Raw genomic sequence first — 12,677 nt, 5'->3', positions numbered from 1 at the left:
CGGAGGGCACGCCCCGACAGGGTTGAATGGAACCGTGACCCCCAACCCGGACGCGGCCCTGTGCGACGCGCTCGCCGCCGACCTGCAGGCCGCGCGCTTCCGATCCGAGGCGCTGCGCGCGGCCTGGGGCGTCGAGGCCGACGACGCGATCGGCCGCAGCCTGCGGGCACCCGCCCTGCGCGGGCTCGGCGATCGCGGCGACGCGTTGGCGACGCTCGGCCGCCTGCTGGTGCTGGGCGTGCCCCAGGCGCGTACGGCGGTCGACGCGGCGCTGCCCCGCCTGACCGCCGCCGGCCTGCAGGCGCTCGGCCTCGCGGAGATCGTCGGAGCCACGGGCGCGGCCGAGACCGTCGAGCCCCGCGCCATCGTCCGGCCGCAGTCCTACCTGGACACGTCCCCCGACGGCCGGATGGGGACGGGCGAATGGTGGTTCGCGAGCGACCTCGACGAGATCGCCCTGGGGGGCGGCGCGCTCGCCGAAGACCACGTGCTCGGCGTCGGCGGCGCCTCCCTCACCCTCGCGGGCCTGCAGCTGCCGACCACCGCGGGGCGCGTGCTCGACCTCGGCACGGGCTGCGGGATCCAGGCGCTCCGGGCCCGCCGGTACGCGTCGTCCGTCGTCGCGACCGACCTGTCGGAGCGGGCCCTCGCCTTCACGCGGCTGAACGCGCTGCTGAACCGCGTCGAGCGCGTCGAGACGCGCGGCGGCAGCCTGTTCGAGCCCGTCGCGGGCGAGACGTTCGACCGCGTCGTGTCGAACCCCCCGTTCGTCATCACCCCCCGCGCACAGGGTGTGCCCGACTACGAGTACCGCGACGGCGGGCTCGTGGGCGACGCCCTGGTCGAGCGCGTGGTCAGCGAGGTCGGCGCGCACCTCGAGCCGGGCGGCGTCGCCCAGCTGCTCGGCAACTGGGAGACGCGCGACGGGGTGGCGGGCCTCGACCGGGTGCGATCCTGGGTGCAGGCGTCCCCCGTGCCGCTCGACGCCTGGATCGTGGAGCGAGAGCTGCTCGATCCGATCCAGTACGCCGAGATGTGGATCCGCGACGGCGGCACCGCTCCCGGATCGGAGCGGCACGACGCGCTGCTGGACGCCTGGCTCGACGACTTCGCCGTGCGCGGGGTCACCGCCGTCGGCTTCGGGTACGTGCTCGTGCGCCGCGCGACCGGCGCTCCCACGCTCGCCCGGTACGAGCGCGTGCCGCAGCCGATCGCGTCCGAGGGCGGGCTCGGCGCCCACCTCGCGCTCGCGCTCGCCGCGCACGATCGCCTCTCGGGCATGGACGACGCAGCGCTCGCCGCGGCGACCCTGAAGACGGCGGCGGACGTCACCGAGGCCCGGCATCATCTGCCCGGCATCGGCGACCCGCAGGTCATCGAGCTGCGCCAGGGCGCCGGCTTCGGTCGCGCGCTGCAGGTCGACCCCGGCCTGGCGGCCCTCGTCGGCGCATGCGACGGCGAGCTCGCCGTCGGCCCGCTCATCGCGGCGATCGCCGATCTGCTGGAGGTGGACGGCGCGGCGCTGCGAGACGACCTGCTGCCCCGCGTGCGCGACCTGCTGGTCGACGGCTTCCTCGCCTTCGCCTGATCCGCGAGTGCCAGACGGCACTCGCGACCTGCCGATGAGTGCCATCTGACACTCGCGACCCACCGATGAGTGCCAGACGGCACTCGTGGGGCGTCAGGGGACGAGCAGCGACTTGATCGCGCGGCGCTCGTCCATCGCGGCGTAGCCCTCGGCGACGTCCGACAGCGGCACCGTGAGGTCGAACACGCGGCCCGGGTCGAGTGCCCCGGAGAGCACCTCGGGCAGCACCTCGTCGACGTAGTTGCGCACGGGGGCGACGCCGCCGCGCACGCCGACGTTCGAGCCGAACATCGTGCGTACGGGCAGCTCCGGGCCGCCGTGCGGGACGCCCACGAACCCGACCTGCCCGCCGGGCCGCGCCGAGCGCAGCGCCTGGTCCATCGACTCCTTCGTGCCCACGCACTCGAGCACCGCGTCGGGGCCGATGCCGTCGAACAGCTCCTTGACGTCGCGGATGCCGTCGGCGCCCCGCGAGGCGATCACGTCGGTCGCCCCGAACCGCCGCGCCAGCGCCTGGCGCGGCTCGTGGCGGGACATCGCGACGATGCGCTCGGCCCCCAGGCGGGACGCTGCCAGCACGCCGCTCAGACCGACGGCGCCGTCGCCGACGACCACCACCGTCGACCCGGCGCGCACGCCGGCGGACACCGCCGCGTGATGGCCGGTGAGGAACACGTCCGACAGCGTCAGCAGGCTCGGGATCAGCGCGTCGTCCGGCACGCCGCCCGGCACGACCGTGAGCGAGCCGTCGGCGTGCGGCACGCGCACGTACTCGCCCTGGCCGCCGTCGACGTCGGCGCCGGTGTGGTCCTTCCCGCCCCAGGACCCGCGCTCGAGGCACGAGGTGCTGAAGCCGTTGCGGCAGTTGGCGCACGTCATGTCGCAGTCGTAGAACGGCGCGATCACGAAGTCGCCCGGTCGCACCCGCGACACGTCCGACCCCACCTCCTCGACCACGCCCACGAACTCGTGCCCGATGCGGGTCGGCTCGTCCGGCTTCGCGGTCACGCCCCGGTAGTGCCACAGGTCGGAGCCGCAGACGCAGGACGCGACGACCCGCACGATCGCGTTGCGCGGGTCGCGGATCACGGGGTCCGGCACCTCCTCGAGACGGACGTCGCCGGGGCCGTGCAGGAAGGTCGCGCGCATGGGATCAGGCTATCTGCCCGCGTGGACGGGAGGGCCGGCGGGGCGTGCGGACCGGCGGTCGCCGGCGCGCCGATTACGCTGGATCCCATGCTCAACATGGCCGCCGGCGTCGCGCGCCTCGGCGACCTCGCGGCCTCTCCCGTGGTCGCCGCCCTCGCCCGTGCGTTCGCCGACGCCGGCCACGATCTCTCGATCGTCGGCGGCCCGGTCCGCGACGCGCTTCTGGGGCGTGCCACCCACGACCTCGACTTCACCACCGACGCCCGACCCGACGACATCCTGCGCATCGTCAAGCCGATCTCGACCGCGCAGTGGGACATCGGCCGGGCCTTCGGGACGATCGGCGCCCGGGTGCCGAATCCGGATGGCGCCGCCGAGCAGGTCGAGATCACCACATACCGCGCCGACAGCTACGACGGCGCCAGCCGCAAGCCCGCCGTCGAGTTCGGCGACACGCTCGAGGCCGACCTCGTGCGCCGCGACTTCACGGTCAACGCGATGGCGCTCACGGTTCCGGAGGTCAAGCTCGTCGACCCGACGGGCGGCGTCGAGGACCTCCTCGGCGGCGTGCTGCGAACGCCGATCGACCCGCGCATCAGCTTCGGGGACGATCCCCTGCGCATGCTGCGTGCCGCCCGCTTCTCGGCCCAGCTCGGCTTCGACGTCGAGGCGGGGACGCTCGAGGCGATCGGCGCCCTGCGCGGCACGCTCTCGATCGTCAGCCCCGAGCGCGTCCAGGGGGAGCTCTCCCGGCTGCTCACGACCGACGATCCGGTGCGCGGCATCCGCGTGCTGGTCGACACCGGCCTGATCGACGAGTTCCTGCCGGAGGTGTCGGCGCTCCGGCTCGAGGTGGACGAGCACCATCACCACAAGGACGTCTACGAGCACTCCCTCACCGTGCTGCGGCAGGCCATCGAGCACGAGCGCACCCGCTTCCCGGACGCGGCCCCCGACGTCGCGCTGCGCCTGGCCGCCCTGCTGCACGACATCGGCAAGCCGCGCACCCGCAAGCTCGAGAAGGGCGGCGCGGTCACCTTCCACCACCACGACGTGGTCGGCTCGCGGATGGCGCGCAAGCGCCTGCAGGCGCTGCGCTACGACGGCGACACGATCGACGCCGTCAGCAGGCTGATCGAGCTGCATCTGCGCTTCTTCGGCTACGCCGAGGGGACGTGGACCGATTCGGCGGTGCGCCGGTACGTCAGGGACGCGGGCGCTCAGCTCGAGCGGCTGCACATCCTGACCCGGGCCGACGTCACCACGCGAAACCGCCGCAAGGCCGCGCGGCTGGCAAGCGCCTACGACGACATCGAGGAGCGCATCGCGCAGCTGCGGGACCAGGAGGAGCTCGACGCGATCCGCCCCGAGCTCGACGGGAACCGCATCCAGCAGATCCTCGGCATCCCGCCCGGGCCGGAGGTCGGCAAGGCCTACCGCTTCCTGCTCGACCTGCGCCTGGACGAGGGCGTGCTGGGGCCCGACGAGGTCGAGCGTCGCCTGCGGGCGTGGTGGGACGCCCCGCAGTGAGCCGTGGGGGGGGGGGGGCGGCCCCCCCGCGGGGGGGCGGGGGGGGCGGGGGGGCACGGGGGGGGGGGGGGCGGGGGGCCCGGGCCCCCCCCCCGCGGCGGGGCGCCCCCCCCCCCCCCCCCCCCCCCGCCTCAGCGGTCCGTGCGGACCTACTTCTTGAGCGCGACGACCTGCAGCGCGATGACCGCGGTGACGTCGTCGTGCAGACGCACGACGGCCTCGTGGTCGCCCACCGACTTGATGGCGGCGGGGATCGTGATCTTGCGCTTGTCGACCGAGCCGAGACCGGCCTCCGACACCGCGTCGGCGATGTCGGCGGTCTTGACCGAGCCGAACAGGCGGCCCTCGGCGCCGGCCTTGACGGCCAGCTTCACCTTGGTGCCCTCGAGCGTGTTCTTCAGGGCGACCGCCTCGTCGTGCGTCGCGATGGCGCGAGCCTCGCGCGCGGCACGGATCGACGCGACCTGCTTCTCGCCGCCGCGCGTCCACGCGGTGGCGAAGCCCTGGGGGATGAGGTAGTTGCGGGCGTACCCGTCCTTGACCTCGACGACGTCGCCGGCGCTGCCCAGGCCGTCGACCTCAGAAGTGAGAATCAGCTTTGCCATGGTTGCTCCTTAGCGGCCGGCGCCGGCGTAGGGCAGGAGCGCCATCTCGCGCGCGTTCTTGATCGCCTTGGCGATCAGACGCTGCTCCTGCACCGAGACACCGGTGATACGACGGGCGCGGATCTTGCCGCGCTCCGAGATGAACTTGCGAAGGGTGGCGACATCCTTGTAATCGATGAGGCCGACCCGGATCGACTTCGCGGGAGCGGCGTTCTTCGCGCCCTTCCGCGGCTTGCGGCGGTCGCCGCTCGACTTTCCAGCCATTGTCAGTCCTTAGAAATGTGGTTCGGATGCCGCGGGACGGCATCCAGAGAATCAGAACGGGGTGTCGTCTCCGAACGACCCCGGGGTGCTCCATGCGTCGGCGCTCGTCTGCGACCCGGGGGTCGACCACGGCTCCTCCGAGACCTGCTGGCGCGGCTGTCCGCCGCCACCGAACTGGCCCTGGCCTCCGCCGCCGCCGGATCCGCGCGCCGCGCGGGTGACCTGGGCGGTCGCGAAGCGCAGCGAGGGGCCGATCTCGTCGACCTCCAGCTCGATCGCGGTGCGCTGGTTGCCCTCGCGGTCCTGGTAGGAGCGCTGGCTGAGGCGGCCCTGCGCGATGACGCGCATGCCCTTCGTCAGCGACCCCGCCACGTTCTCGGCGAACTCGCGCCAGACGCTGGCACGCAGGAAGAGAGCCTCGCCGTCCTTCCACTCGCCCGAGGCGCGGTCGAACGTGCGCGGCGTCGAGGCGATCGTGAAGTTCGCCACGGGGATGCCGTTGTTCGTGTAACGCAGCTCGGGGTCGGCCGTGAGGTTGCCCACGACGGTGATGACGGTTTCGCCGGCCATGGGACTTAGGCCTTCGCCGCCGTCTTGCGGGCCGCACGCTCCTCGGCGCGCTTCGCCTCGGAAGCGACCATCGCGATGGCCTCCTCGGCGCGCAGCACCTTGGTGCGCATGATCTGCTCGTTCAGGCCGAGCTGGCGGTCCAGCTCCTGGGTGGCCTCGCTGGTCGCGGTGAAGTTCACGACGGCGTAGATGCCCTCGTTCTTCTTCTGGATCTCGTAGGCCAGACGGCGCTTGCCCCAGATGTCGATGTTCTCGATGGTGCCACCGGACTCGGTGATCACGGTCAGGAACTTGTCGACGATCGTGGGAACCTGGCGCTCGTCGATCTCCGGCTGCAGGATGGCCATGAGCTCGTACTGGTGCGTCACTTACCCACCTCCTTCGGACTTGATCGGCTGCCGGGCATTTCCCGACAGCAGGAGGGTGTGTTGCACGTCGTGCAGGCACGCGCGAGTGCGCGCGCTCCACACAACCGCGTCAGTCTATCAGGCGACCGCGTGCTCCGTGCCCCGGGCGAGGTCGTCGAACAGGCGGGTGTTGAAGTCGTACGCGAGCAGCACCTCGGCGATCACGCGCTCCTTCTCGGCGTCGTCCCACGGGACGGCGTCGAGCTCGTCGCGGTAGACGTCCTTGAACGCGGTCGGATCGGCGATGTCGGCGAAGATGTAGAACCCGATGCCGTTGGTGTCGAAGCCGAACTGCCGCTTCATCACCCGGCCGATGTGCTGGCCGCCCGACAGGTCGCCGAGGTAGCGCGTGTAGTGGTGCGCCACGAAACCGCCCGCCCACGTGCTGCCGACCTGCTCGATCCGCGCGACGTACTCGGCGGTGGCGGGGAGAGGCGAGATCCGCTCGCGCCAGTCGGCGCCCAGCAGGAACTCGAGGTCGGCCTCGAGCGCGGGAAGCCGCGTGAGCTTGTCGCTGATGAAGCGCGAGGCGACCGGGTCCTGCCGCATCCGCTCGGTCGCCGCCTCGAGAGCGGCGTAGACGAAGTAGTGCTGCGCGACCAGCGAGATGTAGTCGTCGCGGGAGCGCTCCCCCTTCAGCAGGGCCGACATGAACCCGGCGCCCTCGCTGGTGGAGTGCGCGTCGCGGGTGCGCTCGCGGAGGGCGGTGGAGAGGGGGATGACGTTCACGGGGGGATCTCCTGGGGTGGGGTCAATGGGGTCGCGGCGTGACGCCGAGGCGCTCGCAGGCAGTGTCGTACAGGGCGACGATCTCGCGGCGCACGGCCGCGCGGTCAGCGATGGACCCGCCGGGCCAGGAGATGCGCACGGCATCCTCCGCCCCGTCGGGCAGCTGGGCGGTCCACTCGCCGCCGTCTCCGTCGAAGCCGGTCATCTCCGCCGACACCGCGTCGATGCCCGCGAAGGCGCGGACGATGAGGGGGTTGTCCGCGGTGTGGTCGGTGTTCATGTGCCGCAGCACGGCGGCGACGACGTCGGGAGCGAACTCGTGGGCCATGAGGTAAGGCTAACCTCATCAGGTGCCCGGCCGCCACGCGAGGACACCGCGGAGTTCAGCCGGCGAGCGCGTATCCGTCCGCCGCCGCGGCCACGCGGTTGTTGTAGGCGACGTCGGCGTTGTACGCGGCGACCGCGGCGATCCAGTTCTGCGGGACGCGCAGGTCTCCCCCTGCCGCGCACAGATAGGTCGCGGCGGCGAGCGCCGCGTCGTCGATCTGATGCGGGTCCGCCACCCCGTCGCCGTTGCCGTCCCTGCCGTAGATCTCCCACGTCGAGGGGATGAACTGCATCGGGCCGACGGCGCGATCCCAGGTGGCGTCGCCGTCGAGCGCTCCGCCGTCCGTATCGGGCACCTGCGTGGTCGGCGACCCGTCGGACAGCGGGGAGCCGTCGAGCGGGATGCCGAGGATGCCGGGACGGGCGACGCCGTCGGCGTCGATGGACGAGCCGTGGATGGTCCCGTGCAGGCTCTCGACGTAGCCGATGCCGGCGAGCGTGTTCCAGCCCACGCCGCAGCCGGCCGACTCGGCGGCGAGCGCGAGCGCCGCACCCGCGTAGGCGGCGAGCGCGCGCTGCGGGATGCCCGCCTCGTCGGCGACCCGCGCGACCCATTCCGGGTCGACGCGCGACGCGATGCCTCCGGTCGAGGGCGACGGCGCCGCTGACGGCGCGACCTCGGCGGCGCCGGCCCGCGGCCCGGAAGGCACGCTCGGCTCCGCCTCGCGCTCCGACAGCACGCGCAGCACGGAGAAGGCGAGGGCGGCCACGATCAGCACACCGGCGACGCCGATCGCGATCGGGACCAGCCACCAGCGCTTCACGGCGTCATCCTCCCAGCCGCGGCTGACCGCGAGCCGTTCGCGCCCACACCGATCGGTGTCGTTCTGCCCTTATCGCGTCGCGTAAGGGCAGAACGGCACCGCTTCTCCGCGGGGATGGCCCGTCTCAGTCGGCGGCCTCCTGACGCGCCCGGCGCCGCTGGGCCAGCACGAGGACGAGCCCCGCCAGCAGCAGCGTCAGGGCCGCGATGCCGGGCGCGACGACGCCGGACCCGGTCGCGGCGAGCGGGCCGGCGCCCGCCGGAGCGGCCTCGTCGGCGATCGTCACCTCGGCCCAGCCGACCAGCTCGCCGTCGGCGTCGAGCACCGCGATGCGGTGCACGCCCGGCTCGAGGCTCTCCGGCAGCGTCGTGGTACCAACGCCGTCGGCGCTCGCCTGGAACCAGCCCAGGGCGACGGGCGTCGAGTACACGTACCCGAAGTGCCACGCCTCGGCCTCGAGCCCGGAAATCGTCACCGTGTGGCCGTCCACCGCGACCTGGATCGCGTCGCGCAGCGCCTCGGGCAGTCCCTCGCCCGTCGCCGCCGGAGGCTCCGGCGTGAACGACGGCGCTCCGGTCGTCCCGGCGGGCTCGATCGCCCCCGGGTCCGGGTCGGCTGCGCCGGGATCGGTCGCCCCGGGCTCCGTCGCCCCCGGCTCCGTGGTGCCGGGGTCCGTCGTTCCGGGGTCCGTCGTGCCGGGCTCCGTGGTCCCGGGGTCCGTCGTTCCGGGCTCGGTCACGCCCGGTTCCGTCGTTCCGGGATCCGTCGCGCCCGGCTCCGTCGTTCCGGGATCCGTGGCGCCCGGGTCGGTCGCGCCGGGATCCGCGCCACCGGGCTCGGTCGTCCCCGGATCCGTGCCGCCGGGCTCCTCCCCGGGACCCGTACCGCCGGGCTCCTCGCCCGGCTCCGTGCCGCCGGGTTCCTCACCCGGCTCCGTTTCGCCGGGCTCCTCCCCGGGGTCGGTGCCGCCAGGCTCCTCACCGGGATCCGTGCCGCCGGGCTCGAGCGCGGTCGCTCCTGTCAGGTCCACCGTGAACGCGGTCGGCGCCTTCTTGCCGTCGGCCACGCCGCCCGACGAGTACCAGTACGAGGACAGCCCTGTGTCGAGCTGGAAGTCGACGAACGACTGCGGCCAGGCACCCCAGCCGTCCACCGTGCGGTTCTGCGCACTGACGCTCTCCGGCACCGCGACCTCGACGCCCGCGTAGTCGGGGCTGATGGTGACAGCGCCCTCCACGTCGACGTCGACATCGCGGAACGTCGCGATCACGACGTCCTCGTAGACCCCTTCGAGCCTGACCTTCTCGGTCGCGTTCTCCTGGCTGCTGGCGTAGCCGGTCAGATCGGCGACGAGCGTGCCCGTGCCGTCCGCGTCCACGGTGAGCAGCGGGTCCGCGATCGTGAACGGCACCAGGCCGCCGTAGAAGTTCACCGACCAGGAGGCGTCCCACTCGATCACGGCCGAGCCGTCCGGCCGCACCGTGGCGGTGCCGTCGGAGAGGCGGACGAGCTGGGTGCCGCCGCCTGAGATGTGCGCTGCGCGGGTGGCCCACGTCGCCGGGGTCTCGGCGCCGGTCTCGGCGAGCTGCAGGATCCGCGCGCCGTCCGCGTCCGCCGAGTACGTCGCCTCGGTGCCGTCGGACTCGCCGGCCGAGAAGAAGTTCGACCCGCCGAAGGGCGGCGCGGCCTGCATCTCGCCGCTGCCGGTCCATTCCAGCTCGATGCCCGTGTACGCGGTCTCGGTCGCGGGCAGCGCGGCGGGCGCGGTCACCGTGAGCACCGCGGGGTCGCTGTAGGCGACGCCGGCCTCGCTGGTGAGCACAGCCCGGTAGCGGGCGCCGTCGCGCTGCACGGAGACCTTCTTCAGCGTCAGCGTGCTGCCGTCGATCACGACGTCGTCCCCGGCGGCGAGGTCCACCCAGGCGTCACCGTCCGCGACCTGCCAGGACACGACCGGGGCGGGGCTCCCGGCGACCTCGACCGCGAACGATGCCGTGCCGCTCTCCTTGACCGAGGTGGCCTTCGGCTGCTCGGCCACGCGCGGCGCGGTCTGCACGGTCAGCGTCGCGGTCTTCGACACGACGGATCCGGCCGGGTTCGTCGCGACGACGCGGTACTGCGTGCCGTCGACGTCCTCCCCGGCGGTGACGGCCAGCGTGCCGGTCGTGGCGCCGGCGACGTCGCGGAACGCGATGTCGCCGGGTGTCTTCGCCTGCCACTGCAGGCCGACGTCCTCGCCCTCGACGACGGCGGTCAGCTCCGCGGTCGCCGCGTCCGCGTCAGCGGGGACCACGACCGTCGTGTCCGCGGGATCCGTGGTGAAGGCCGCTGTGGTCTGCAGGGAGACGACGAGCATCTGCGAGCTGCCGGCGATCCACAGGCGACCTCGATCGTCGATCTCGACCGCGGTCGTGCTGGCCACGGCCCTGTCGATCGCGCCGGAGGCGATGAGCGACGGCGCCGCGCCGGGGTCGGCCGCGTCGTAGAAGCGGACGCTGCGGCCGGACGTGACGGCCACGAGCCGGTCGTGCGCGTCGTCGTATGCGAGCCGCTGCGCAGCGGTGTCGATGTCGATCCGCTGATCGGTGAGCGCGTCGTCCCGGTAGATCGAGATGCGCGGCGGGACGGCAGAGAAGGTGCCGACGTCGTATCCCGACGATGCGACGTACACATCGCCTCGCGCGGAGGCCGCCAGAGCGACCTCGGACTGATCGGACTGGTCTGCTCTGACGAGCGTCAGCGTGCCTTCCTCCCGGGTGTACAGCGAGGTCTTCCCGGCGCCCACTCCGTTGAAGCTGCCGATCGCGTAGAGCAGGCCGCTCTTCTCGTTGATCACGGCGTCCGTCGCGACCCGATCGGAGGACGACTCGACGGTGTACGTGCCGTCCTCGCCGCGCGTCGCCACGGCCACCGTGCCGTTCCCTCCGGGGAACACGATGTCGCCCGTGCGCTGGTCGATCACCGGCTGGTAGGTGGCCCCGACCGCGCCGGCGAAGGTCTGCCCCCAGGCATAGCTGCCGTCGCTCTGCGGCACGAGCAGCGAGAAGTCCGCCCCGGCGACCACGAGCACCTCGCCCGTGGACTCGATCACGCCGCGGGCGCGCACCGTGGTCGTCCCGGAGGCCGGGATCACCTGGACCTGCTCACGCGTCTCCAGGTCGATGACGACGATCTGCGGGGTGTTGCTTCTGGTCTTGTTCGCGCCGGCGAACGCGAGGCCGCGCGCCGTGTCGATCGCGACGGACGCGTAGGTCAGCCCGCTCGGCGGGTCGATGGTCTCGACCGCGACCGTGGCCGTGCCGGGCTCAGCCCAGTCCTCCGCCTGCGCGGCGGGCCAGCCGCCCGCGATGCTCCACGTCGCCGGGTCCAGGCTCGCGATCAGCGACGCGTAGGAGCCGAAGGCGGGTGCGGCGCTGCCCGCGCCGGTGGCGAGGGTCGCGCCGATGCCCGCCCACTCGCCCGTGCCCTCGTCGATCGTGACGGCGCCGCCGAGCCGGGCGCTGAGATCCGCCAGCGCGACGTCGTCGCCGGTCAGCCACTCGCCGTCGATGAAGCTGCGGTAGTCGGCGCGGACCGTGGCCGAGCCGTAGCCGTCGGCCACGACGTGCAGGTCGCTGAGCGTGAGGTCCATCACGCCGCTGTGCCCGGTGAAGCGCACGCTGCCGGCGAGCGCAAGGTCGAGGGCCCCCGTCGCGGGGGCGAACGTGCCGCTCGTCACCGTCCAGCGGAACGTGCCGTCCTCGTTCACGATCAGCCCGTCCCCCGGGATGATCTCGCCGTGGGCGATGTCGCCGGGGACGTAGTCGCGATAGACCTTGCTGAAGCCCCAGTCGAACGTGCCGCCGGTCACGTCGTAGACGCCTTCCTCCGCGGCGGTCGCGGGCGGCGCGCCCGCCACGACCGCGCCGGACATGGCGAGGACGAGGCCGAGCAGGAGGGCGAGCGCGCGAGAGGACGAGCGCCGTGAGGACGAGCGGCGACGGGGTGACGAGACGGGCATGGCGGGACCTTCGGGTAAGGGATGCGCGCGGCTGTGGTGACACAGCGGTGGGAGGGCGCCGCGCGGCTCCCTCCCACCGCGACCGATCACTCGAAGTAGACCGGGACCTCCGAGTAGTTCGGGTCGCCGGCGGCGTCAGGGAACGCCCCGTGACCGGAGAAGGTGTAGATGTAGCACTGCTCGCCGACGGTGTCGTTCTCGTCGACGAGGCAGTCGATGTCGTCGTAGGCCTGGACGACGTCGATGTACGCGTTCGAGAACGCACCGCCCGAGAGCAGCACCCGCGTCTCGGTCGTGGACGTGGCAGTCGGCGAGGCCCAGACCGCGTCCTCGTAGTAGCCGGCGTCCTGCGACGTGAAGTTCTCGCCGCCGAAGGCGACGTAGACGCCGTTGCCGTACGGAAGCGTGAAGCCGTTGAAGCCGCTGCCGGAGACGGGGATCCGCGTGGAGCCCGCGAGGTTCGCGATCACGGGGTCGACCGACCACGTCTTGGTCGAGTTGTCGACCGAGACGCTCGTCGTGACCGCGGCCGAGGCGCTGAGCGGCGCCGTGAGGACGAGGGCTCCGGCGGCCAGCGCCGAGCAGACCGCGGCGGTCTTCTTCTTCATGTTCATCCTGCTTCCCTTCGGTAGGGTGAGCGGACGCCGTGCGGCATCCCGGTTCGAGTGCGCTTCTGCGCGCCCC

The 12,677-nt window shown here is 72.9% G+C and carries 12 protein-coding genes; 2 read left to right on the top strand and 10 right to left on the bottom strand.

The annotated features are described in order from the left end of the window. Positions 1-34: 34 nt before the first annotated feature. Positions 35-1,588 carry a DUF7059 domain-containing protein gene (locus K5S26_RS07060; protein WP_221857260.1) on the top strand — a complete coding sequence of 518 codons (1,554 nt, stop codon included), beginning with the start codon at positions 35-37 and terminating at the stop codon, positions 1,586-1,588. A 93-nt stretch (positions 1,589-1,681) separates the two neighbouring features. Here the strand turns inward: K5S26_RS07060 and K5S26_RS07055 are convergent, their stop codons facing one another. After that, positions 1,682-2,737 (bottom strand): zinc-dependent alcohol dehydrogenase family protein, encoded by a 1,056-nt coding sequence (locus tag K5S26_RS07055; RefSeq protein ID WP_221857259.1) that lies wholly within the window; start codon positions 2,735-2,737, stop codon positions 1,682-1,684. Between the two features lie 87 nt (positions 2,738-2,824). Here K5S26_RS07055 and K5S26_RS07050 point away from each other — a divergent pair, with 87 nt between their 5' ends. Further along, entirely contained in the window at positions 2,825-4,267 is a 1,443-nt protein-coding gene (locus K5S26_RS07050; protein ID WP_221857258.1) for a CCA tRNA nucleotidyltransferase, read from the top strand. 149 nt (positions 4,268-4,416) lie between these two features. On the opposite strand, the gene rplI is transcribed toward K5S26_RS07050, so the two are convergent. From rplI to K5S26_RS07005, 9 genes are all read right to left on the bottom strand, one after another. Beyond that, positions 4,417-4,872, bottom strand: coding sequence for a 50S ribosomal protein L9 (rplI, locus tag K5S26_RS07045; RefSeq protein ID WP_221857257.1), 456 nt, complete (start codon positions 4,870-4,872; stop codon positions 4,417-4,419). Positions 4,873-4,881: 9 nt separating this feature from the next. Further along, on the bottom strand, positions 4,882-5,136 hold the full coding sequence (gene rpsR / locus K5S26_RS07040) for a 30S ribosomal protein S18 (protein WP_055987764.1): 255 nt from the start codon (positions 5,134-5,136) through the stop codon (positions 4,882-4,884). A gap of 51 nt (positions 5,137-5,187) precedes the next feature. Further along, a complete protein-coding gene (locus K5S26_RS07035) occupies positions 5,188-5,706 on the bottom strand; it encodes a single-stranded DNA-binding protein (protein WP_221857256.1) in 519 nt (172 codons plus the stop codon). Positions 5,707-5,711: 5 nt separating this feature from the next. Then, positions 5,712-6,074 carry a 30S ribosomal protein S6 gene (rpsF, locus tag K5S26_RS07030; protein WP_203136914.1) on the bottom strand — a complete coding sequence of 121 codons (363 nt, stop codon included), beginning with the start codon at positions 6,072-6,074 and terminating at the stop codon, positions 5,712-5,714. Between the two features lie 117 nt (positions 6,075-6,191). After that, positions 6,192-6,842: a biliverdin-producing heme oxygenase gene (locus K5S26_RS07025; protein WP_221857418.1), complete on the bottom strand. Its 651-nt coding sequence runs from the start codon at positions 6,840-6,842 to the stop codon at positions 6,192-6,194. 22 nt (positions 6,843-6,864) lie between these two features. Beyond that, entirely contained in the window at positions 6,865-7,170 is a 306-nt protein-coding gene (locus K5S26_RS07020; RefSeq protein WP_221857254.1) for a DUF2470 domain-containing protein, read from the bottom strand. Between the two features lie 55 nt (positions 7,171-7,225). Next, entirely contained in the window at positions 7,226-7,993 is a 768-nt protein-coding gene (locus K5S26_RS07015; RefSeq protein ID WP_308122823.1) for a lytic transglycosylase domain-containing protein, read from the bottom strand. Between the two features lie 124 nt (positions 7,994-8,117). Then, complete coding sequence (locus K5S26_RS07010) at positions 8,118-11,993, bottom strand: HtaA domain-containing protein (protein WP_221857253.1); 3,876 nt, start codon at positions 11,991-11,993, stop codon at positions 8,118-8,120. Between the two features lie 86 nt (positions 11,994-12,079). Next, positions 12,080-12,601 carry a hypothetical protein gene (locus tag K5S26_RS07005; RefSeq protein ID WP_221857252.1) on the bottom strand — a complete coding sequence of 174 codons (522 nt, stop codon included), beginning with the start codon at positions 12,599-12,601 and terminating at the stop codon, positions 12,080-12,082. Between the last annotated feature and the right edge of the window lie 76 nt (positions 12,602-12,677).

This window comes from Microbacterium marinilacus, from assembly GCF_019753765.1.
In the GTDB taxonomy this organism is placed as follows: domain Bacteria; phylum Actinomycetota; class Actinomycetes; order Actinomycetales; family Microbacteriaceae; genus Microbacterium; species Microbacterium marinilacus.
The sequence above is the reverse complement of the archived record's forward strand: the minus strand, read 5'-3'. Positions and strand labels throughout refer to the sequence as shown.

What these genes read in the sequence shown, in the direction of transcription:
- K5S26_RS07035 (WP_221857256.1), bottom strand. Translation starts at nt 5,706, where the DNA reads ATGGCCGGCGAAACCGTCATCACCGTCGTGGGCAACCTCACGGCCGAC.
- K5S26_RS07055 (WP_221857259.1), bottom strand. Translation starts at nt 2,737, where the DNA reads ATGCGCGCGACCTTCCTGCACGGCCCCGGCGACGTCCGTCTCGAGGAG.
- K5S26_RS07020 (WP_221857254.1), bottom strand. Translation starts at nt 7,170, where the DNA reads ATGGCCCACGAGTTCGCTCCCGACGTCGTCGCCGCCGTGCTGCGGCAC.
- K5S26_RS07010 (WP_221857253.1), bottom strand. Translation starts at nt 11,993, where the DNA reads ATGCCCGTCTCGTCACCCCGTCGCCGCTCGTCCTCACGGCGCTCGTCC.
- K5S26_RS07005 (WP_221857252.1), bottom strand. Translation starts at nt 12,601, where the DNA reads ATGAAGAAGAAGACCGCCGCGGTCTGCTCGGCGCTGGCCGCCGGAGCC.
- rplI (WP_221857257.1), bottom strand. Translation starts at nt 4,872, where the DNA reads ATGGCAAAGCTGATTCTCACTTCTGAGGTCGACGGCCTGGGCAGCGCC.
- rpsR (WP_055987764.1), bottom strand. Translation starts at nt 5,136, where the DNA reads ATGGCTGGAAAGTCGAGCGGCGACCGCCGCAAGCCGCGGAAGGGCGCG.
- K5S26_RS07050 (WP_221857258.1), top strand. Translation starts at nt 2,825, where the DNA reads ATGCTCAACATGGCCGCCGGCGTCGCGCGCCTCGGCGACCTCGCGGCC.